The 23,020-nt window shown below is 42.0% G+C and carries 17 protein-coding genes; 9 read left to right on the forward strand and 8 right to left on the reverse strand.

All coding sequences use genetic code 11. From position 1 onward, the window contains the following. Positions 1 to 57: 57 nt before the first annotated feature. Entirely contained in the window at positions 58 to 1,698 is a 1,641-nt protein-coding gene (locus tag AC59JO_RS28460; protein WP_413666006.1) for an ABC transporter substrate-binding protein, read from the forward strand. 142 nt (positions 1,699 to 1,840) lie between these two features. Here the strand turns inward: AC59JO_RS28460 and odhB are convergent, their stop codons facing one another. The 5 genes from odhB to msrA all read right to left on the reverse strand — a co-directional run bounded on the left by odhB (position 1,841) and on the right by msrA (position 9,505). Continuing rightward, positions 1,841 to 3,409: a 2-oxoglutarate dehydrogenase complex dihydrolipoyllysine-residue succinyltransferase gene (gene odhB, locus AC59JO_RS28465; RefSeq protein WP_497309724.1), complete on the reverse strand. Its 1,569-nt coding sequence runs from the start codon at positions 3,407 to 3,409 to the stop codon at positions 1,841 to 1,843. Positions 3,410 to 3,470: 61 nt separating this feature from the next. Further along, complete coding sequence (locus AC59JO_RS28470; RefSeq protein WP_413666004.1) at positions 3,471 to 6,287, reverse strand: 2-oxoglutarate dehydrogenase E1 component; 2,817 nt, start codon at positions 6,285 to 6,287, stop codon at positions 3,471 to 3,473. Positions 6,288 to 6,459: 172 nt separating this feature from the next. Continuing rightward, positions 6,460 to 7,755, reverse strand: a complete 1,296-nt coding sequence (locus tag AC59JO_RS28475) for a DASH family cryptochrome (RefSeq protein WP_497309726.1) — start codon at positions 7,753 to 7,755, stop codon at positions 6,460 to 6,462. 255 nt (positions 7,756 to 8,010) lie between these two features. Then, positions 8,011 to 8,817: a 5'-nucleotidase, lipoprotein e(P4) family gene (locus AC59JO_RS28480; RefSeq protein WP_413666002.1), complete on the reverse strand. Its 807-nt coding sequence runs from the start codon at positions 8,815 to 8,817 to the stop codon at positions 8,011 to 8,013. 142 nt (positions 8,818 to 8,959) lie between these two features. Then, complete coding sequence (msrA, locus tag AC59JO_RS28485; RefSeq protein ID WP_413666001.1) at positions 8,960 to 9,505, reverse strand: peptide-methionine (S)-S-oxide reductase MsrA; 546 nt, start codon at positions 9,503 to 9,505, stop codon at positions 8,960 to 8,962. 115 nt (positions 9,506 to 9,620) lie between these two features. Here msrA and AC59JO_RS28490 point away from each other — a divergent pair, with 115 nt between their 5' ends. Continuing rightward, on the forward strand, positions 9,621 to 10,013 hold the full coding sequence (locus tag AC59JO_RS28490; RefSeq protein WP_497309729.1) for a DoxX family membrane protein: 393 nt from the start codon (positions 9,621 to 9,623) through the stop codon (positions 10,011 to 10,013). 506 nt (positions 10,014 to 10,519) lie between these two features. Here the strand turns inward: AC59JO_RS28490 and AC59JO_RS28495 are convergent. Continuing rightward, on the reverse strand, positions 10,520 to 11,389 hold the full coding sequence (locus AC59JO_RS28495) for a S1 family peptidase (protein WP_497309731.1): 870 nt from the start codon (positions 11,387 to 11,389) through the stop codon (positions 10,520 to 10,522). A gap of 598 nt (positions 11,390 to 11,987) precedes the next feature. Between AC59JO_RS28495 and AC59JO_RS28500 the strand changes: the two genes are divergently transcribed. Both AC59JO_RS28500 and AC59JO_RS28505 read left to right on the forward strand, forming a co-directional pair. After that, entirely contained in the window at positions 11,988 to 13,649 is a 1,662-nt protein-coding gene (locus AC59JO_RS28500) for an alpha-L-fucosidase (RefSeq protein ID WP_497309733.1), read from the forward strand. A gap of 81 nt (positions 13,650 to 13,730) precedes the next feature. After that, complete coding sequence (locus AC59JO_RS28505) at positions 13,731 to 14,867, forward strand: acyltransferase family protein (RefSeq protein WP_497309735.1); 1,137 nt, start codon at positions 13,731 to 13,733, stop codon at positions 14,865 to 14,867. A 465-nt stretch (positions 14,868 to 15,332) separates the two neighbouring features. On the opposite strand, the gene AC59JO_RS28510 is transcribed toward AC59JO_RS28505, so the two are convergent. After that, complete coding sequence (locus AC59JO_RS28510; protein WP_497309737.1) at positions 15,333 to 16,235, reverse strand: LysR family transcriptional regulator; 903 nt, start codon at positions 16,233 to 16,235, stop codon at positions 15,333 to 15,335. 100 nt (positions 16,236 to 16,335) lie between these two features. Here AC59JO_RS28510 and AC59JO_RS28515 point away from each other — a divergent pair, with 100 nt between their 5' ends. Both AC59JO_RS28515 and AC59JO_RS28520 read left to right on the forward strand, forming a co-directional pair. Further along, positions 16,336 to 16,974 (forward strand): NAD(P)H-dependent oxidoreductase, encoded by a 639-nt coding sequence (locus tag AC59JO_RS28515; RefSeq protein ID WP_413665995.1) that lies wholly within the window; start codon positions 16,336 to 16,338, stop codon positions 16,972 to 16,974. Next, a complete protein-coding gene (locus AC59JO_RS28520; RefSeq protein ID WP_129568643.1) occupies positions 16,940 to 17,230 on the forward strand; it encodes a putative quinol monooxygenase in 291 nt (96 codons plus the stop codon). Before AC59JO_RS28515 ends, AC59JO_RS28520 begins: the two co-directional genes overlap by 35 nt. A 313-nt stretch (positions 17,231 to 17,543) precedes the next feature. Here the strand turns inward: AC59JO_RS28520 and AC59JO_RS28525 are convergent, their stop codons facing one another. Further along, on the reverse strand, positions 17,544 to 17,867 hold the full coding sequence (locus AC59JO_RS28525) for a hypothetical protein (RefSeq protein WP_413665994.1): 324 nt from the start codon (positions 17,865 to 17,867) through the stop codon (positions 17,544 to 17,546). Between the two features lie 412 nt (positions 17,868 to 18,279). Here AC59JO_RS28525 and galB point away from each other — a divergent pair, with 412 nt between their 5' ends. The 3 genes from galB to AC59JO_RS28540 all read left to right on the forward strand — a co-directional run bounded on the left by galB (position 18,280) and on the right by AC59JO_RS28540 (position 23,019). Next, positions 18,280 to 20,709, forward strand: coding sequence for a beta-galactosidase GalB (gene galB / locus AC59JO_RS28530; RefSeq protein WP_497309740.1), 2,430 nt, complete (start codon positions 18,280 to 18,282; stop codon positions 20,707 to 20,709). 240 nt (positions 20,710 to 20,949) lie between these two features. Continuing rightward, complete coding sequence (locus AC59JO_RS28535) at positions 20,950 to 21,768, forward strand: SDR family NAD(P)-dependent oxidoreductase (protein ID WP_413665992.1); 819 nt, start codon at positions 20,950 to 20,952, stop codon at positions 21,766 to 21,768. A 360-nt stretch (positions 21,769 to 22,128) separates the two neighbouring features. After that, positions 22,129 to 23,019 carry a helix-turn-helix domain-containing protein gene (locus tag AC59JO_RS28540; protein WP_497309742.1) on the forward strand — a complete coding sequence of 297 codons (891 nt, stop codon included), beginning with the start codon at positions 22,129 to 22,131 and terminating at the stop codon, positions 23,017 to 23,019. Position 23,020: the final 1 nt, after the last annotated feature.

Below are 23,020 nucleotides of genomic sequence, written 5' to 3' on the forward strand. Positions count from 1 at the left end.
CGCAATAATCAGCTATTCAATTATCCTGCTACTTCAATAATTGATATATTAGCATGAATGAATAAGCTGATCACTTACCTTTTTGTACTATACTCCATTCAGCTTTGTTCCTGCCATACCGATACCTTTTCCAATCAGCATAAAACAGTTTTTAACATCAACCTGGAAGAAGGCCTTACTTCGCTTGATCCTGCTTTTTGCCGTAACCATTATACCATATGGATGGATAACCAGCTTTACAATGGGCTGGTGCAGATCAACGATAGTTTAAAAACCATCCCCTGTATCGCCAAAAGCTGGGAAACATCGGCAGATGGTTTGCTTTATACCTTTCACCTGCGCAATGATGTTTATTTTCATGACGACCCTCATTTTGCAAACGGTACAGGTCGCCGGGCAGTTGCTTCAGACTTTGTTTATAGTTTTGGCAGGTTGATCGATCCTAAAGTAGCATCATCCGGCTCATGGATCTTCAGCGATAAAGTGAAAGACAAAAGCGCGTTCACGGCCATTAATGACAGTACTTTTCAAATCAGGCTAAAACAACCTTTCGCGCCATTTTTAAGTCTTCTTACAGCACAATATTGCTCTGTAGTACCCAAAGAAGTAGTTGAATTTTACGGCAAGGATTTCAGGAGTCATCCGGTAGGTACCGGCCCCTTCAGGTTTAAATACTGGAAAGAGGGCGAAGTACTGGTATTTTTAAAAAACGACCATTATTGGGAAAAAGATCAGAAAGGTAACCGCCTCCCCTATCTTGATGCTATTCGCTCTACCTTTATTGCAGATAAGCAAACCTCGTTCCTGGAGTTTGTAAAAAAGAATATCGATTTTTTGAACGATATAGATGGCAGCTATCGAGATGATATCCTTACCAAGGCCGGCAAAATAACTCAAAAATATAAAGGAAAGTTCGTACTGAATACCGCGCCATACCTAAACACCATTTACCTGGGCATGCTGGTGGATACCACCTTGCCCATCGTAAAAAAATCCCCTTTAAAACTATTAAAAATCAGGCAAGCCATCAATTACGCTATCGACCGCGAAAAGATGATCAAATACCTGCGCAACAGCATGGGCACACCGGGATACGAAGGCTTTGTGCCCGAAGGCATGCCCGGCTTTAACGGCACAGGCGTAAAAGGCTATACTTACGATCCTGAAAAAGCACGCTGCCTGCTTCGTGATGCCGGTTACCCCAATGGTAAAAACATGCCCGAAATTACCCTGGCTACAACTATTGGTTACCGCAGCTTAATTGAATATGTACAAGGTCAGCTGGAACGTATCGGCATAAAAACCAATGTGGAGATAACCCAGGGGGCAAGTTTACGTGAGCTGATCTCCAAAAATGGCATCAACTTTTTTTATGGCTCCTGGATAGCCGATTATCCCGATGCTGAAAATTATCTTTCAGTTTTTTACTCCAAAAACAAGATCCCTTTCGGCCCCAATTACACCGGCTTCAACAATAAAAAGTTTGATGAACTTTTTGAACAAACCTACCAGGTAAAAGATGATGAAAAACGATTTGCCATCTACCGCCAAATGGATAACCTGATGATGGAACAATCGCCGGTTGTGGTGTTATATTACGATAAACTGGTAAATCTATATCAAAACAACATCAGCGGTTACAGCCTCAACGGGCAAAACCTGTTGGTGCTTAAAAGGGTGGTGAAGAGTTCGTTTTAGAGATTAGAGGTTAGGTTTATATACAAGTCCTTCAACTGCTTATTATCACCCCATTCATGGTTTGATTCTGATAAAATATCAGTCACAAAAAAATCCCGGAGGGAAAACCAACCGGGATCTCTTTTATAAAGTTTTTGCAGGGTTATACACCTAACAACAACCTTGCAGGATCTTCAAGCAATTGTTTAACCCTTACCAGGAAGCTTACCGATTCGCGGCCGTCAATGATACGGTGGTCATATGACAGGGCAAGGTACATCATCGGGCGGATAACAACCTGTCCGTTTACTGCAACAGGACGCTCAATGATATTATGCATACCTAAAATGGCCGATTGAGGCGCATTGATAATAGGCGTTGATAACATTGAACCGAACACACCACCATTGGTAATGGTAAATGTACCGCCGGTCATTTCAGGGATGGTCAGTTTATTTTCGCGAGCTTTGCCTGCAAGCACTACAATAGCTTTCTCAATTTCGGCAAGGCTCATGCTATCAGCATTGCGGATAACCGGAACAACCAAACCTTTAGGAGCAGATACAGCGATGGAGATATCAGCGAAATTGCTGTATACTATCTCTTCACCTTCAATACGAGCCCCAACAGCTGGCCAGTCTTTCAAAGCCTCAGTAACAGCTTTGGTAAAGAACGACATAAAGCCTAAGCCAACGTTGTGTTTTTCTTTGAATTTATCTTTGTATTTAGCGCGCAATTCCATGATCGGCTGCATATCTACCTCGTTAAAGGTGGTAAGCATAGCCGTTTCATTTTTAACCGATACTAAACGTTTAGCAACAGTTTTACGCAGCGAAGTCATTTTTTCGCGTTTCTCGTCCCTGACACCACTTGCGGCAACCGCTACCGGAGCAGCATTTTGAGCAGCCGGAGCTGGCGCAGCAGGTTTAGCTGCAGGAGCCTGAGCGCCAAGTGCATCGCCTTTAGTGATACGGCCATCAACGCCTGAACCTGATACTGATTTTGGATCAACACCTTTTTCGGCTAATATTTTGGCAGCAGCCGGTGACGGTGTACCAGATGCATAAGTTTTAGCACTTTCGGCAACTGCACCACCACGCGGTGATTCATCGGCAGCACTAACTACAGCCGGGGTTACCGGGGTAACAGCAGGCTGTGAAGCGCCAGCACCTTCAATAGTACAAACTACGGTACCAATAGCTAATACATCGCCTTCTTTAGCGATTGTTTTTAATGTACCTGCTTTTTCGGCAGTAAGTTCAAAAGTAGCTTTATCTGATTCCAGTTCGGCAATGGCTTCATCCATAGTAACAGCTTCGCCGTCTTTTTTTATCCAGCGTGATAAAGTAACCTCAGTGATGGATTCACCAACAGGTGGTACTTTAATTTCAACAGATGCTGATGCAGCGGCTGGGGCGGCAGCAACAGGGGCCGGAGCAGGAGTGTTTGCTACAACTTCTGGCTGTGGTTGTGCTGCTGGTACAGCAGCCTCAGCGCCTCCGTCTTCAATATTGGCAACAATAGCGCCAATTGATAGTACATCGCCTTCATTGGCAACGATTTTTAAAGTACCGGCTTTTTCGGCAGTAAGCTCAAAAGTAGCCTTGTCTGACTCAAGTTCGGCAATAACCTCGTCCATTTCAACGTGGTCTCCGTCTTTCTTTTTCCAGCTCGAAAGGGTTACTTCAGTAATTGATTCGCCTACGGTAGGCACCTTAATCGCTAAGCTCATATTGTAGTATTGTAGATTTTATATTTTTTAATGGATTATGCCTGGATCTTTAATTGATAAATCAATCAGCTCCGGCATCAGCCATCTTCTTTGTTGTTTTTTTAACCGATTCTTTAACCGTTTTACCCGCAGGAGCTTCAAAAGCTTTTGAAACTATGTATAACTGTTGAGCGGCATGCTGTTTAGCAAAACCGGTTGCAGTACTACTACCTTCAATCCTTGATATAACGCTCAGGTTAATCAATTTATCGTTATGGAACTTGCGGCAAATGTATGGCCATGCACCCATGTTTTCAGGCTCTTCCTGTACCCAGATAAATTCAGCTTTTTCGTATTTAGCTTTAATTTTCAGGATTTGAGTAACCGGAGTCGGGTAAAGCTGCTCTACACGCACAATAGCAACATCCTTACGGTTATCAGCTTGTTGTTTGTCAAGCAGGTCATAATATACCTTACCGGTACATAGTAACACGCGTTTTACCTTTTTAGGATCAACGTAGGTATCGTCTATCAGCTCATGGAATTTACCGTTTGTAAAATCTTCAATTGGCGATACACATTTAGGACTGCGCAGCAAGCTCTTTGGTGTAAAGATGATCAATGGCTTGCGGAAATCGCGGTGCATCTGACGCCTTAAAATATGGAAGAAGTTAGCAGGAGTTGTACAATTAGCTACCTGGATATTATCATCGGCGCAAAGCTCCATAAAACGCTCAACACGTGCAGACGAGTGCTCAGGGCCCTGGCCTTCATAACCGTGAGGCAATAACATTACCAAACCATTACCACGTTGCCATTTAGTTTCGGCACTGGCAATGTACTGGTCAACAATGATCTGGGCACCATTAAAGAAGTCACCAAACTGGGCTTCCCAAATGGTTAAAGCGTTAGGGTTTGCAAGGGCATAGCCATATTCAAAACCTAAAACACCATATTCAGATAATAAAGAGTTATAGATGCTCAGTTTAACATCGGCATTAATAGCAGCAAGCGGCGTAAATTCATCTTCCGAATCAACCAGCGTTAATACCGCGTGACGATGCGAGAAAGTACCGCGTTTTACGTCCTCACCGCTTAACCTTATCGGGTAGCCTTCTTTTAATAAAGTACCGTAAGCAAGCAATTCGCCCATAGCCCAGTCAAACACTTTGGTTTTGTTCACCATAGCGCTGCGGTCTTCAAACAGTTTTTCAATTTTTTTGAAGAACTCTTTGTTTGGCGGCAACACAGTGATCTTATTGCCAATCTCTAATATGGTTTCTTCGGCTACAGAAGTATCAATAGCTTTTACCAGTTCTTTATGGCTGGCCAGGTGCAATCCGCTCCAGGCACCTTCAAACATGGCAATGGTATCGGTAAACCTTTCTTCAGATTTTACTTCGTCAAGCTTTTGCTGTAACTCATCTTTGAAGGCCTTTTCAATAGATTTCAGGAATTCAGCATCAATGCTGCCTTCATCTATCAGTTTTTGGTTGTAAATTTTAAGCGGGTTGGGATGTGCATCGATGGCTTTGTACAACAACGGCTGGGTAAATTTAGGCTCATCTGCTTCGTTATGTCCATAGCGGCGGTAGCAAAGGATATCGATAAATACATCCTCATTAAATACCTGCCTGTATTCCATAGCCAGGTTTACAACATAAGCCAAAGCTTCAACATCGTCGCCATTTACGTGAAAAACCGGCGAAAGCACAGTTTTGGCAACGTCGGTACAATAGGTGCTTGAACGTGCGTCTTTATAATTGGTGGTAAAACCTATCTGGTTGTTGATAACCAGGTGAATGGTGCCACCAGTGCGGTAGCCATCCAGTTTTTCCATTTGTAAAACTTCATATACTATACCCTGGCCAGCAATTGAAGCATCGCCGTGGATCAGGATAGGAGCGATTTTTGAATGATCACCCCCATATTTAAAGTCGATTTTTGAACGGGTGATACCTTCTACAACCGGGTCAACAGCCTCCAGGTGCGATGGGTTAGGGCAAAGGCTCAGGTGAACTTTTTTACCGCTTTTAGTCTGCACATCGGTTGAAAAACCTAAATGATATTTCACGTCGCCACCAAAAGGTGATTCAGAATCATAATTTTTACCTTCAAACTCAGAGAATACCTCTTTATAGGTTTTCTCCATGATGTTGGTCAATACGTTCAAACGACCACGGTGCGCCATACCGATGATAAACTCCTCGATACCCAAATCGGCACCTTTTTTTATTACCGAATCCATCGATGGGATCAGGGCTTCGGCTCCTTCCAATGAAAAACGTTTTTGACCAAGGAATTTGGTACCTAAAAAGTTTTCGAAAGTTACAGCTTCATTTAGCTTGTTAAGCATTTCCTTCTTTTCATCAAGTGTAAAAGAAGGTGTATTGCGATGGCTTTCCATCCGCTCTTCAAACCATTTTATTTTAATGGGGTTACGAATGTATTTATATTCGGTACCTATCGAACGGCAATAAGTATCTTCAAGCAACTGACGGATATCGCGCAATTTGGCAGCGCCAAGGCCTACTTCAACACCAGCGTTAAAAACGGTATCAAGGTCGGCCTCGCTCAACCCAAAAGTTTCGAGCTCCTTGCCTGGGTAATAATGGCGGCGTTCGCGAACAGGGTTTGTTTTTGCAAACAAGTGCCCGCGCGAGCGGTAACCATCTATCATGTTTAATACATTGATCTCCTTTAAGAAATGTTCAGGAGTAGCTTCACCAACTGCAGCAGGCGCAATTGCTCCGGCGGCGTCAGCATCCTTGCCAAAATCAAATCCTTCAAAGAATTTTTGCCATCCGTAATCAACCGATTCCGGTTCCTGTTTGTACTGTTCGTATAGGGAAGATATGTAGGCAGCGTTTCCGCTATTTATATAATTGAGACGATCCATGTGAAACTGATCTTTAAAACGGTACAAAAGTAATGATATACCGCTATATACTTCATAATTAATTGTAAAGAAATTTAACCATTATTAGGCTTATTTTACCCGTTGAGGTGAAAACTCAAATTATCGGTTGTTGTTTTACAGCAGATACAAAATATTTTAGTGCTGATAATATTTAAGCCCTAACCAAATCCCCCGCCTCATCAATGGATGATGGCTGCCAGGTATTCACAAAATCGGTTTTGGCTTCAAGCTCTTTGGGCAGCCTGGTGGCTATAGTATATTTGCTTTCTTTGGCATCGTTAACACCGGCAATAAAAGCCCAGTTGCCCCAGTTACTGGCCGGTGAATAATCAATCAGTTTTTCTTCAAAGTAAGCAGCCCCCTGTGTCCAGTCGGCTTTAAGGGTATTTACCAAATAGCCCGCCACGATTTGCCGGTTTTGATTGCTGATAAAGCCCGTAGCGTTAAGCTCATGCATAGCAGCATCTATCAAGGGCACCCCGGTTTCGCCATTTTTCCATTTTTGTAGCAGCAGGTCGGCATCCGGAGCAAGGTCCAGGACTGCGTCTTTAGCTTTGATAAATTTTTGCCCGTGCTTCTTAAACATAAACCTGAAATAGTCGCGCCAAAGCAATTCAAGCTTTAACAGGTTGCCGTTATTGCCATATTTCTGAATCTCCCAATAAACCTGCCTGGGCGAAATACATCCAATCGAGATCCAGGGAGAAAGTTTTGAAGAGCAATCAACGCCGTTGCGGGCATTTTTTTGCTTAGTCACCTGGTCAATATTGGCAAAACATTTATGCAGTTGCACCAAAGCCGCGGTTTCGCCACCCTGAAAATATTCGGTAGCGCGCATATCATCAACGGGTTCATTTAAACCTAATTGCTGTAAAGTTGGCAATTCGCCGGCATCAGCAATTTCCGGAACGGTGATGTGATCGGGTGTTGGTACGCATTGCCTGACATTACTGTCGCGTTCAACTTTCTTTTTAAAAACTGCGAAACTATCAGGAATATCTTTAATCGGAAAAGGAAGGTCCTCCTTGTGGTACATGGTATGCCCGATAAAATGCTTAAGATTAAGCCTCATCTTCCAAAGTGCGGCTTCAACCTCCTCAGAAATCCTGGTTTCTTCATAGGCTACCTCACGATGATGATAAACTTCATTTACATGGTATTCTTCGGCAAGCTGAGGAATAACTTCTGCCGGATTACCTATTCTGATGATGAGTTCGGCGTTAAAGCCCTGTAAATTTTTGCGGAGATCAGCAACGGCCTCTAACAGAAACCGCGCTCTGAAATTCCCCGTTTTTGAAGCTCCTGTTTCGGTGTGCTGGAAGTAGTAAGGATCGAAACAATAAACCGGCAGTACTTTATCAGCCTTGCGCACGGCTTCTAACAATATTTCGTTATCATGAATACGCAAGTCATTTCTAAACCAAACCAGAATAGTTCTATCACTCATAGTTAAACAGGGGGTTAACTGAATAATGCAGTATGCAAATTTGCAATTTATTTGCGTTTTATGCACATTTTGCCACAACATTATGACACCGACCAAACATTTAATTATTTTATTAAACTAAGTAAAAAACCTTTTAGCCAAAAAAACAATTAAAACAGCGGAGGTATTATCATGTAAATATACGCAAATACAGGCAATTAAGTTGCATATCCTTCCCCTGCCAACTCCTTATCAACCGCTCAGTAACAGAAAATCTTATTGATCTGCTTTAATCTTTGCTCTGATCACCGAATCTTTTTGAGCCGGGGCAAGCTTGTAATTATATTGAAATAAGGCACCTTCAAAATCTCCGTATGAGGGATTAGGAATAACAATGTACCTGCTGCCAAATTCTTTTTGGAGCTTTTGGGTAGTCGCGATCCTACTGTCTTCGGCCGGGTGATTATCATATAGCAGGTCAAAATCGGGCAGGTTATCGCCGCAAAGCAGCAGAATATTATGTGTTTTTAAAACGTTAAGCCTCCGTGCCTCTTTGCTTGACGAGGTGGTTTTCAACTGCAGGTGCTCATCATCAGCATTGGGCAAACCATACAGCTGCAGGTTTTTAAGTGTAGAGGCCCGCTCATTTTCATTACGATTAGTAATATAAAATATAGTGATCCCTTTTGATGCTGCATATTTAAAAAAGGCAGGGGCTCCCGGTACCGTATCGGCTACGGCTTTGTCTGTCCACTGTTTCCAGGTGGCATCGCTGTAATCTAAATTTTGTAAAGCGCGATGAACATCATATGGACTGTTATCCAGTAAGGTTTCATCAATATCGGTCACAATAGCTAAGGGCTTATCACCCGGATTCTTAATTCCTTCATCAACCCTCAGCTTAGCTATGTTATAGGCCTGAAAACATAATGCTTTGTATTCTGCCGCCCGCTGCTGCCATAATGAGGCCCAGATCTTTCCATCGTTGGTGATGCTGGTATTTGAACTTGCTGTTTTTTTAACGGGTGCACAAGCGCTCAATAATAACAGGCCCGATAGTAGATAGTTATAGCTTTTTTTCATGTTGGTTGATGGGAGATGTTTCCGGATAAACTTAAACTATATGTCATGCTGAACTTGTTTCAGCACCCTACACGCCCATCAGCCATAGCGTTGACTTAGCAAATGGGATCCCGAAATAAATTCGGGATGACCATTATATACTTTACAACAACTCCGGTTTTATTTTATCCTTAAACTCTTTGGCAAATTTATTGAGTTTTGGCTGGATAACAAACGCGCAATACGACTTGTTAGGATTATCGTTGAAATAGTTCTGATGATAATCTTCGGCACTGTAAAACTCACTTGCAGGGGTTATTTCGGTAACAATCGGATCGTCATAAACATGCTCAGCGGTAAGCGTTTTGATCATAGCTTCTGAAGCCTGCTTTTGCTCATCATTATAATAAAAAATAGCCGATCGATATTGTGTACCTATGTCATTACCCTGGCGGTTAAGCGTAGTTGGGTTATGGGTTTTAAAGAAAACCAATAACAATTCATCAAATGAGATCACATCGGCATCATACTCCAGGTGGATCACTTCTGCATGACCGGTAGCGCCTGTACAAACCTGCTCGTAAGTTGGGTTTAAAACTTTACCGCCCATATAACCGGAAGTTACCGATGTTACACCTTTAAGCGATTGGAAAACGGCTTCGGTGCACCAAAAGCAACCGTTGCCGAAAGTTATTTTTTGAATGTTCATATGTCCTGTTTTATCAAAAGTAATGCCTGTTTAAACGGTTAGGTATGAGGCCGATTTGAATATGTCAATTAAATTACTAAACTTAGTGTTTAACCTTATATTAAACCTATTAATTATGAAAATTGCAGCATTAATTGCCCGCGTTTTGCTGGGCCTCATCTTCGTGGTATTTGGTTTAAACTTCTTTTTCCAGTTTCTGCATATGGCACAACCGCCCATGACCGATAAGGCCCAGGCATTTAGCGGCGGGTTACTTGGTTCAGGCTATTTTTTCCAGTATATGAAAGTGATAGAAATAACAAGTGGTCTCTTCCTGCTTATAAATCGCTTTACTGCATTGTTTGTATTGATACTACTGCCTATTTCGCTTAATATATTCCTGTTCCATGCCATTTTGGCACCAGCGGGTATACCTTTGGGATTGGCGGTGATAGTTTTACAGGTGTTTTTGTTGTTTGCTTACCGTAAATATTATACAAGCATTTTTACAGCTACGCCAACTGTATAAGCGTGCCAAGGTTCAAAACGCCCGTATATTGTAACAAACATCGTGTCCCAATTTTTTGATTCTCCCAAAAAATTAAAAAAATGCCGGTGTTTCTTTTTCCATAAATAAGAAGTGTTCCTTTTCTTGAATGTGAAACACTGAAACGGGTAAATCATAAAATGTATTGATAATCAGAAATTTAGCTTTTGACCAAAACGCTATTAACTAACTGATTATCAGGCAATAAAAGTTTTTGGAGTAAAAAATCAGCGTTTCAGGTCCGGGTGAAAACGCCCGGATCTTTGTGTTTGTTTTTGGATGATTTTCTGCGTTTTTTTTGAAATTTCTCCTTTGTTGATAAAAGGTACTGACACAATAGCGCCACCATTATTTTGTTGAATTGTTTTTGATACTTCTCGATCAAGTGTCAGCGATGAATAAATTAAAATTGACATCGCAGAAGAAAACTGGAGATAATCTATATGACATTCATTGGCGATACGGATCGGTTGGCAATTATTAGAGTGTCAATAATTTTGAAATTCGCATGTCCCTTTTACATTTCCTTCAATAATCTCACCTATAACTTCTTCTTTCCATACAATTCCTAATTGAGCCTCAAATTTATCATTAGAGCCTATCCTTCCCGAATAAACCCCGAGAAATCCTCTTATAGTACCAATGATGCTATCGGGAGACAATCCCTTAAGTTCATCTTTATTGATTAATCCACTACGTTGGTATAGAACGGGCGAACCGGACATTCCCGGTCGCGTAGCTGTATCGATTAATAATTTGGGCAGCTTATCAATATTAAGGGATGGCTCCGTTGCAATGCTGCCACGCTTCCATATAGGTAACTCTAAACCACCATTTAAATCATAGGGATACCCCAATACAAAAACTTCATCAGCTATCGCTACAGGAAAGTCATTATCGAGACTTAATTTGTTAATAGAAACAAAATTCAAATGAGGTGGAATTTGGCTTTTATCACAGACATAAATAGCAACGACATCTACCAAATAACCATTTTTAGGGTGAATGAGCCAAAGAGGTCTTGTGAGTTCAGAATCTTCATATAAATCAAATGTCGCATGTTCTGGATGTAAGCCGACCGACTTCCTACCGAGATTCATATCCTCCAATGAAGCAGGGTAAAAAGTCTTTACTTTACTGATAATTCTGTCTGGGAATCCGCAGTGAATATCCGAAATACGCTTTTTAGTTTCAGGATTCGTTCCAGTAACATTATGTCCGTTGGTTATCAAATATACTTTTTCATCTAATTCATAAAAAAAGCCTGTCCCAGAAGCCAACATGGTATCTGAAAACATCATTTTTAAATATAATGTAGTAAAAGATGGACTGGTGACTAAAAGCTTTTCAGATAACATATTTTGGAATTGAATAAAGATAGTAATTTATTTAAGGCAGCTAACACCAAAACGATAGTTTAAAGACAACGGATCTTAATCGATTTTCAGCCTGCGGTACAGCAACACAACATTGACCTCAAGCTAAATATATCAAGCAATGGCGCCACAGCCACTCTCTTTATCGTGCAATGCCACGACACTCCCCATCCTCATCAGTTTGTGATCGTTGTTATTACCGTCCCACTGCATTTAACAAAGAGCTATCAATAAAATGTTAGAAACCCGCAGGTGTTTTATCGCAAAATCTCAAACTAATTAATTTGTGATCGGCGCGGTGCCAACAGGCTTATAACCGTTAAAAAGTCTGTTATGTACAAAAATTGGTCGTTAAATGTAAAAAATATCTTTCCTGATAACAATATCTTCGAAACTTTAAAATACTAATCAGCAACTTACACATAAACCTGACTTTATTGTAAAAATCATCAGGATGGAAACAATTGATGCGGCAGTTCCGCAATTGTTGTAATGACTTGCGATGTGCGACAGTAGATTTTAATAATACATAAAGCCGAATCCGCCAGGCGGGCTTCTATAAACCGATATAATTTTCAGAATGAAACGCAGAACATTAATTAAAGGGATCGCTGTCACTTTGCCATCATTGTGGGTATCGCGGGCATTAGGCAATAGTTTTTTTGAAGGCCAGCCCTTACATGAACCTATTGCAAACGGTCCGTTCAAACCCACATGGGAATCGTTGCAAAATTATAAAACCCCAACCTGGTTTCGTGATGCCAAGTTTGGCATATGGGCACACTGGGGGCCTCAATGCCAGCCCGAAGCCGGCGACTGGTATGCAAGAAACATGTATCAGGAAGGGTCGCCGCAATATAAAATTCATCTTGAAAAATACGGACATCCTTCAAAATTCGGATTTAAAGACGTGATCAATGAGTGGAAGGCTGAAAACTGGAATCCCGAAGAATTGGTGAGTTTGTATAAAAGCGCAGGTGCAAAATATTTTATGGCGCTTGCCAATCATCACGACAATTTTGATTTATACGATAGTAAATATCAAGCGTATTGGAACTCAACTAAAATTGGCCCAAAAAAAGATTTGATTGGCGGATGGGCAAAGGCTGCGCGAAATAACGGACTGCCATTTGGAGTAAGTGTCCATGCCTCGCACGCATGGCGCTGGTATGAAGTGGCACAACGCTCAGATAAGGCGGGCCCCTACAAGGATATTCCTTATGACGGAAAGCTCACAAAAGCAAGTGGAAAAGGAAAATGGTGGGATGACCTGGACCCGCAGGAACTGTACGCACAAAATCACCCGTTGAGCAAGGATAGTTTAGACGATAATTTCAACGTTGAGCAATGGGACTGGACCAATGGCGTATGTCCGCCGTCCAATGCATATATCGAAAAATTTTATAACCGTACTATAGAGCTCATCGATAAGTACAACCCGGATGTTGTTTATTTCGATGATGACCAGCTTCCGCTTTGGCCGGTTAGTGATACCGGCTTACGCATTGCTGCTCATCTTTACAATAAAAGCATTAAAGAACACGGAGACCTCCGCGCAGTCCTTAACGGAAAAAAGCTAAATGAAAAACAACGCAAAGCGATGGTTTGGGATATTGAGAGAGGGCAAGCCAACCAAATTCAACCCTTGCCATGGCAAACCGATACCTGCATTGGCGGCTGGCATTATGATCGGGCATTGTATGAACGCGACGGATACAAATCAGCCAAAACAATCGTTCAAACGTTGGTTGATATCGTAAGTAAAAATGGAAACCTGATGCTAAACATTCCGGTAAGGGGTGATGGTACCATTGATGAAAAAGAAAGAAAAATAGTTGAAGATATTGGCCGGTGGATGAAAGTAAACGGTGAAAGCATTTTTGCTACAAGACCATGGAAAATATTTGGTGAAGGACCGGCGCTGGAAGAGGCAGCCCACCTGAGCGACCAGGGTTTCAATGAAGATAAGGGGAAACAGTTTACACATGAAGATATTCGCTTTGCAACCAAAGGCGATATACTTTATGCTACCGCGATGGGCTGGCCTGAAGACGGAAAACTGGTAATTCAAAGCCTGGCAAAAGGCAGCAGTCATTTTACAAAGGAAATTCAAAAGATAGAATGGTTGCCAACAAAACAATCTTTAAACTTTGAAAGAAATGAAAATGGTTTACTTATTTCTTTGCCCGAAAAAACAGCTAATGATTTAACTTACGCAAATGCGGTAAAGATTTTTTCGTGAAGCATTTAAACTAACTACATAGCATAAAATACGCTGAACGAGTGATCTCTGTTAACTGCAGGTAAGGAATAAAAAGCTTTTATGACACCACAACGATATTATAAGCCAGAGCTGGACGTACTCCGGCTTTGTGCCTTTCTTTTCGTTTTTTTTACTCACCGAATGGATCTTGCCCCCATCGATCCCGCGAAAAACTATTGGGCTTATCACTTAAGCTTAGTTGGAGTATTTGGTGTGCCGCTATTTTTCTTTCTGAGCGCATTTTTAATAACAGAATTGCTTTCAAGGGAACAAGAATATTCGGGTAAAATTAATGTGAAAGCTTTTTACACAAGAAGAATACTTCGTATCTGGCCATTGTACTTTACCTTCTTTTTTGGAATGGTGTTAGTTACCCACCTTTCAGATAAATTCGGGTATATTTCGTCAGGCACTCAAATGGCATTTAGTTTATTTTCCGGTAACTGGTATATTACTTTCAATGGCTGGCTTCCATCATATCCTATTAACCCGCTCTGGAGCATTTCTGTCGAAGAACAGCTTTATATTTTACTTCCGTTGCTGGTATTCTACACGGGGAAACGAGGGCTAAAATTGTTTTCATTTCTTGCACTTTTGGCAGCTTACTCAACTATTATCTATTATGCGCAAAAGCCAACAGCCGGATTTAGTGGTGAATGGACAAACAGTTTTGTGCAATTCCAATTTTTTGCGGCAGGGATCCTTTTATCCGTTTATTTAAAAGGCTGGCAGCCTCAATTGCATGTGGTTGCACGGGTTGCCTTATTTATAACCGGGCTCATATGCTGGCTGTTGGCCTCAATGGTATGCGAAGTTCACGCGGATTCGCCGCACCTTGAAACCGTTCCGCAAGCAATAGGTGGCTGGCTGTTAATCCTTACCGGCGTTATATTATTCTTCTTTTCTTTGTATGGGAGCCAGCCAAAAAACATGCCGGCCCCGTTAGCGTACCTCGGCCGCATATCTTATGGAATGTATGTGTTTCACATCACTATTTTTTGGCTGGTGTATCAGGTATTTAAGGATGAACTGGCTTCTTTTAGCACCATGATTGGTTTATACGAATGGAAAAACAACGTTGGTTTCGTTATCGCATTTCTTGTAACGGTTATTATATCACTATTGTCATATAATTTTTTCGAAAAACCGTTTCTGCGAATAAAAAAGAGATTTACGATCATTCCGTCAAGGGATTAACGCCATCGCAAATAATAAAACCCAGCGGACTTTGAAGGGTGAAATGACAAAGCAGAAAAAGACTTACGAAGTTTTAAAAACTTCGTAAGTCTGGATTCGACTACTTGCCATGGGCAGCGTTATAGAAGATTTTGCTTGTGGGTGGTGCCTACAGGTATTCGGAAGATGAAGATCGGTTGGAAATCCTGGTCAAAAAATCCATGTCATTGCAAGGAGCGGCATCGGCAAAAGCACTTGGGGCGACGCGGCAATCCCGTAGCTATACAGGGCGGGTATGTCATGGCTACGAGGTTGCCGCACCACGCTTATGGCAACGTAATTGCAAATCATTGATTGTTAAGTATATTTTCTTTGATCGATTTATAAACATGGGCGTTGCCTGCGGCCCGGGCTTTACGCTGCAAATCCTCGCCCCGGCACTGCGCTCGAAGGCCTGAGCGGGCTGTGGGTTTTCCGCTGCAATCCCTAACGCGGCCCCATCTCCCGTTCAAAAATCTCCTGCACCATGGCTATCTGTTCTGCATAAATTGATTTTTTGCGGGTGCCGAAGTACAACGTATTTTCTATCTTATTATATCCCTCCCAAAGCAATTTGATATTGCCGCTATCCCGCTCTTTTCTTGAAAGAAAATCAGGGATCACTGCAATTCCTTTACCGCCGCTCAGGCAGCGCAGAATTGACCCCATGTTGGGCACAATAAAATTGGGTTTAAAATCGGGCCTCTTGCCAAAGTTGATGTGCCAGAAGCGCCGAAGGTGTTCCATATCGCCCGATGAGCCATACCAGATTTGAGCTTTGAGCCAGGTTTGAATCTGATTAAGGTCCTTAGTTTTCAAAAGTTCATTAAATTCATCGGTGGGCGTTTGTGCCCCGGCCAGCACCACTATCCGTTCTTTAAAGAAAGGCTTATATTCAAGCCCCTTATAATCACCTTTATGCGGTGTTACAATCATATCCAGGATGCCACCGTCCAGGTCGGCCAGCATTTCGGGATATTCACCAAATTTAATGATCACATTAAAAGGCAGCGTGGGCAGATAGGATTCAAGCGTAAACTGAAACGTTTCAAAACACATGCCTATACTTATGGTAGGCACATCCTTTTCGGTACTTTTATGAAAATGCCGCTCGGCTTCTTCCAACTTGCTGATAGACTCCTGGATATAATTGTACAGGATCTTTCCCCGCTCGGTAGATACCATTTTGCGCGAAGTACGATCAAACAGTTTATAGCCTACATAGCTTTCCAATGAGCTTAAATGCAGGCTCACTCCCGGCTGAGAAATAAACAAGGCCTCGGCCGCGCCGGTTAGCGAACCAGTTTCATATATCGCCTTAAACGTACGGAACCATTCAAAATTAACCATAGCCAATCTATTATAATTATAATACAAAAGTATAAATTATACTATTTTAATAGTAGATAATCCAGCAGTAATTTTGACAAAAATTAAAACACGAAAATAAATGACAAACATATTTGTAATAAACGGCGGGCAGATCTTCGGCCACTCCGGCGGAAAATTTAACAAAACATTATTAGATACCACTGTACAATATTTCACTGAACACCCCGATTTTGAGGTACGCTCAACAGATGTTAATAACGCTTATGATCCTATGCAGGAGGCCGAAAACTATAAATGGGCCGATGTGATCATTTACCATACCCCGGTTTGGTGGTTCCAGGTACCACATGCTTTAAAGAAGTATATAGATGAGGTTTTCACCGCAGGCTATCAAAACGGTATCTACCGCAGCGACGGCCGTACTGCCGAAAACCCTGGTATTAATTATGGCACCGGCGGACTGATGCACGGCAAAAAGTATATGCTTACAACCTCGTGGAATGCACCGCTTACAGCTTTCACCCTACCAGGCGAATTTTTCAATGAGCATAGTGTTGACGAAGGGCCGATGTTTGGTTTTCATCGCATGAATGCTTTTACCGGCATGCAACCTTTAGAAAGTATCCACTTTTATGATGTGATGAAAAACGCTAATATTGAGGAGAACCTGCAACGCTACCAGGAACATTTAAATAATCTGTTTACTCAAAACAACCCAAACCATGAAAATTTACTTAACAGCCTTAGTGAAGTGTAAGGCCGGCACCACTGCCCAAATGAAAGATTTTTTGGATAAGCTGGTAGCAGCATCCCGCCAGGAAGAAGCATGTTTACAATACGAGCTGTATCAATCAACCACAGATGAAACCCAGTTTATTTTTCACGAAACCTGGGCCAGTCAGGAGGGGCTTGATCAGCACGTTAAGCAGGAGCATTTTCAACTATTCAGTAAGCAAATAGCTGATATTATAGATGGCCCACTTGGAATATATAAAACGGATAGGGTTCATTAAAAACACCTGTTTAACAAAAACTGCCCCGGTTTTCACCCCGGGGCAGTTTTTGCTATTTACTGCAGGTTTTATTGCAATCGCCCGAGGCTTTGCATGATTTGCTGCAATTATCTAAACATGTTGGCTTGGTGCATGACTTAGCACATTTAGTGCAGTGGTTCATTTTGTTATTGCAGCAAGGCGTATTAGCAAACGAAATATTACATATAGTAAACAACATCACAGTAGTGATGAAAAGAAATTTTTTCATGATTTTTAAATTGAATGTTTAATAAAAAGATACACTATTGAAAATAGGCAGATGTTCTTTTTATCAAACTTTCGGAGGGTTCCAGCAGGCGTTTGCGTAATCGGATAAATTGCCCACCAGGTAAGGCAAAGCGGCTTTGCTATTAACAGAAACAGCAACAACCTCAGCGCTGATAGTTTCAGCTTTTAAGAAACAGCAATTATTGCATGACAGTATGGTCATGCACATACCACCGTCACATCCTTTTTGCCCGCCATGGTGTTTCTGCGGCATATTAGCCATATGATGACAGCATTCTTTCGACATGTTATTCATTGGCTCCGCTTTCCCTTGTATAGTGGAAATGAGCACCATAAAAATTAACATGATAAAGGCGATTGCTTTCATTGAATCCTGAAACGGAATATTTGCGAAAATAGTATGAGATGATTTGAAATTAATTTTTCGGCTATAATACATAAACTCTATCTGGCCACTATTCATCCTTCAGCATATCAATAGCCTGCTCATATTGCTTAATTAAACCCTGTACCCGGTCAACTAAGCGCGGATTCAGGCAACCTCATCAGATATTTAATAAATTGATTGTCAATAATATAAAAATAAATAATCGAATTTATGTTAACCCTATCCCCCCCTCGCCGCTGACTAAGTTGTAGCTATGGAGTTGCTACTCATAAGTTTAATTTCCCTGTTTAGGGATTAAGTTTTCGCATCTACTTATTTACGGCATTCCTTTGCTTTTGAGCTATTATTTATAATTTAGTGTCCAAAATACAATTAATCCCAAAACGATATTATGTCATCAATAAAATCACCCGGGGCTAAGGTTTATAAGTATGCAATGCTGGCTATCCTGATGCTGGTTACGCTAAAACCCTTTGCCCAAACCCGCCAAAAGCTCGATTTTGATAAAAGCTGGCGCTTTAACCTTGGCGCTGTTGAAAACGGCGAAAAGGTAACGCTGAATGATAGTAAATGGCGCGCGCTTAATCTGCCCCATGACTGGAGTATCGAAGGCACATTTTCAAAAGATAATCCTGCCACTCCCGAGGGCGGTGCCTTACCAGGCGGCATCGGTTGGTACCGTAAAACATTTACTGTTCCGGCCCCGTCAAAAGGCAAGCTGGTTTATATTGATTTTGATGGCGTATATCAAAAAAGTGATGTGTGGATCAACGGCCATCACCTTGGCTTCAGGCCAAACGGGTATATCTCATTCAGGTATGAGCTTACCCCCTATTTAAACTTTGGCGGCAACAACGTTATAGCCGTTAAGGTTGATAACTCGGTTCAGCCAAACTCACGCTGGTATTCGGGCTCGGGTATCTACCGCCATGTGTGGCTGGTAACTACCAACAAAACTGCTATTGACCACTGGGGCACTTATGTAACCACAACTAATGTGAGCAATGCTTCTGCCAAAGTAAATGTGCAGGTGCAATTGCATAATTACCAAAAGGCGCCCGGGCTAATGATAAGCACCAAACTTTATGATGCTGCCGGTAAACCGGTATCATTTGCCGGCGAAGCTTTATCTGCAGCAAAAAGCAAGGATACAGCACTAACTGTAACTCATACACTCACGGTTAAAAACCCGGTGCTTTGGTCGGTAGAAAAACCTTACTTATATAAAGCGGTTACCCAACTAATTGAAGGCAAAACGGTATTGGATGAATATACTACCACCGTAGGCATCCGCTATTTTAATTTTGATGCTGATAAAGGTTTCAGCCTGAATGGTAAACCGATGAAGATCCTGGGTGTATGTGATCACCATGATTTGGGAAGCCTCGGAGCTGCTGTTAATACCCGCGCCCTTGAACGCCAGCTGCAAATGCTAAAGGCGATGGGCTGTAATGGCATTCGCACCTCGCACAACCCCCCGGCCCCCGAACTGCTTGACCTTTGCGATAAAATGGGCTTCATAGTAATGGACGAAGCTTTTGATTGCTGGGAATGGAAAAAAGCTACTTATGACTATCACCTGTATTTTAAAGAATGGCATAAACGCGATCTGGAAGACCAGGTAAAACGCGACCGCAATCACCCCAGCATCATGATCTGGAGTATTGGTAACGAGATCCCTCAACAGGCAGATAGCAGCGCATTGCGTATTGCGCCCGAACTGGCTGCCATTGTTCACAGCTTGGATAAAACCCGCCCGCTTACCACCGCTAATGACCGCCCTGATACTACAAACAAAATTGTAAAATCGGGAGCTATTGATTTGATTGGTTATAACTATCACCAGTTTGATTATGCTAAATTTCATGACCGCTACCCGGGTAAAAAGTTCATTGCAACCGAAACTACTTCGGGTTTGGAAACCCGTGGTTACTATGAAATGCCATCGGATAGCATCAGGGTTTGGCCAACAAGCTATGATAAACCTTTTTTAAGAGAAGGCAATAATGTTTCGGCCTATGACAACACCCGACCACCATGGGGCTCAACCCATGAAATGACCTGGAAGGTGATGAAAAAGTACGACTTCCTATCGGGCATGTTCATCTGGACCGGTTTCGATTATCTGGGCGAGCCAACCCCATACTCGTGGCCATCGCGCAGCTCATACTTCGGTATTATCGACCTGGCCGGCTTCCCTAAGGATGTATATTATATGTACCAAAGCGAGTGGACAAACAAACCGGTATTGCACATTTTCCCGCACTGGAACTGGGAGCCGGGCAAAATGATTGATATCTGGGCATATTATAACAATGCCGATGAAGTTGAGCTTTATCTGAACGGCAAGTCATTAGGCATTCAAAAGAAAGCCGGCGATGACCTGCATGTAATGTGGCGTGTAAAATATGAACCGGGCACCTTAAAAGCTGTATCCCGTAAAAACGGCAAAACAGTATTAACCCGCGAGATCCATACCGCAGGTGCCCCTGCAAAAATTGAACTTACGGCAGACCGTTCGCAAATCAAGGCCGATGGCAAAGACCTTTCGTTCGTTACCATAAAAATATTGGATAAAGACGGTAACGTTGTGCCGGATGCGAATAATAAGGTAAACTTCAAGATCAACGGCGAAGGTTTCATCGCCAGCGTTGATAACGGCGATCCGGTTAGTCATGATCCGTTCAAAGCAGATTACCGCAAAGCATTCCACGGCCTGGCCTTAGCCATTGTTCAGGCAAAAGAAAAAGCCGGAACGATAACTTTAACCGCTTCGGCTGATAGTTTACAAAGCAGTACATTAGTATTGAAAAGCAAGTAACCTCACCCCGGCCCTCTCCAAAGGAGAGGGGGGAAGTATATACAAACAAAACCCACCTCAAGGAGGTGGGTTTTGTTTTTTTTAATGTATAACGAATTTCTGTCGACATTTTATTTCTAATGACACGCTGATTACCAATTACAAGCCTCTGCGTAAAAATGTATCAGTGTTCCCTACTTCTGTATAAATCGCCTTGCATAAGGCCCGCTAATTTTGTCTTATCATTTAAAAACAACAAAAATGGCAAAGACAATTTTCATTACCGGTGCATCACGTGGCTTCGGTAAATTATGGGCCGAAGCATTATTGCAAAGAGGCGATAAAGTAGTAGCAACTGCTCGTGATTTGAGCACATTGGATGACCTGGTAAATAAATATGGCGACAATATTTTACCACTGCAACTGGACGTAAACGATCGCGCTGCGGATTTTGCAGCAATTAATAAAGCAAAAGAACACTTCGGCAGTATTGACGTACTGATCAATAACGCAGGTTACGGTTTATTCGGCAGTATTGAGGAGACCACCGAAAAAGAAGCTCGCGAACAAATGGAAACCAACTTTTTTGGCTTATTATGGCTATCACAAGCTGTTTTACCTGTAATGCGTGAGCAAGGCTATGGTCATATCATCCAGCTTTCGAGCGTATTGGGCCTCATCACCCTGCCTGTATTGGGTATCTATAACGCATCTAAATTTGCGGTAGAAGGTTTAAGTGAAACCCTGGCCGCCGAAGTAAAAGGCTTCGGAATAAACGTTTCCCTGGTTGAACCAAACGGCTTTGCAACTGATTGGGCTGGTGCTTCTGCCGCGCAAACCACTGCGATGCCTGAATATGACGGTGTACGTGCCGCTTTCCAGGCTGGTTTAACTGATGAAATTTTCGGTGTACCAGAAGCAACTACAGATGCCGTGCTTAAATTGATCGACAGCGAAAACCCTCCGTTACGTTTATTCCTGGGAAAATATGCACACCCATGGGTTAAACAAACCTATGAAGGCCGTGCTGCCGAATGGGATAGCTGGAGCGAAGTAGCTAACGCTGCACATGGTAAATAATGTGAGTTTAGGATAAGAAAAAACGATGTCATTTCGAACGAACAAGGAGGGTTTGCGAAAGAAGGGTGAGGAGAAATCTTCAACGCCATGTTTAACTAATGCATAGTCAATTTGCATGCGTAGAAGATTTCTCTTTCGCTCCATACCTCAGTCCCCGTTGCTCTATCGAAATGACATTTTTTATTATTAAGATAATTTTTCTATCCCGAACTCAGGGTAAATAATTAATACCATATATAGAGCCTCTTAGTTATTGGCTTTAAGCTTTGTGCATTTTGCTTTTAACCTCTATAATAAATGGTATTCTACTGACATAATCTACGCCGCAATCCGGCGTAGATTTGTTTAACTTTATTAATCATGCAGCATTTTAAAAATTTGGCCGACATGCACCGTTCCAACGGCTTCCCTATGCCTGAAAACCCGCTTTTCAGCCTGTACAGGTGCACCCATACCTGCGGGTTTGGCGACAGGGAGTTTACATCTGATTTTTACATGATCGGGTTTAAAAAACTTAAAGCCGGTCATATCATGTATGGCCGCACCAAATATGATCATGATAACGGCAGTATGATGTTCATCAAACCGCGGCAGGTTATCCAGTTTAACAGTGTGGAGTATGACGAGGACGCGTTTATTATGTTCATTCATGAGGATTTTCTGAATGGTCACTTCTTGCATAACGAAATCAACAAATACGCCTTTTTTGACTATGAAGCAAACGAAGCGCTACACCTTTCGCCGTCGGAAGAGCAGATTATGTGGGACCTTTATTACAAGATAGAAGCCGAATACCACAATAATACCGATGAGTACAGCCGCGATATCATGCTTACGCATATTGATTCGATCCTGAAATACTCACAACGGTTTTATAAACGCCAGTTTATTAACCGTACCGAGCTTTCGGGTAAAACCGTATCAAAGTTTAATGAAGTATTAGCTGCTTATTTTAAAAACGGATTACTGCTAACCCAGGGATTGCCAACTGTGAATTCGCTGGCTTCACAACTTAATTTATCTCCCCGTTATCTAAGTGACATGCTGAAGCAGGAAACAGGAAAAACTGCTATAGAGCTGATACATATTTACCTTATAAACGAGGCCAAAAACCGTCTTAAAAGTGATTATCAAAGCGTTTCGGAAATAGCCTATGAGCTTGGCTTTGAAAACCTTCCTTATTTTTCCAGGCTATTTAAAAAAGAAACAGGCATCAGCCCCAACCAGTTCAAAAAGCAATTGCTTAATTAAC

Source organism: Mucilaginibacter sp. A5337, from assembly GCF_059690695.1.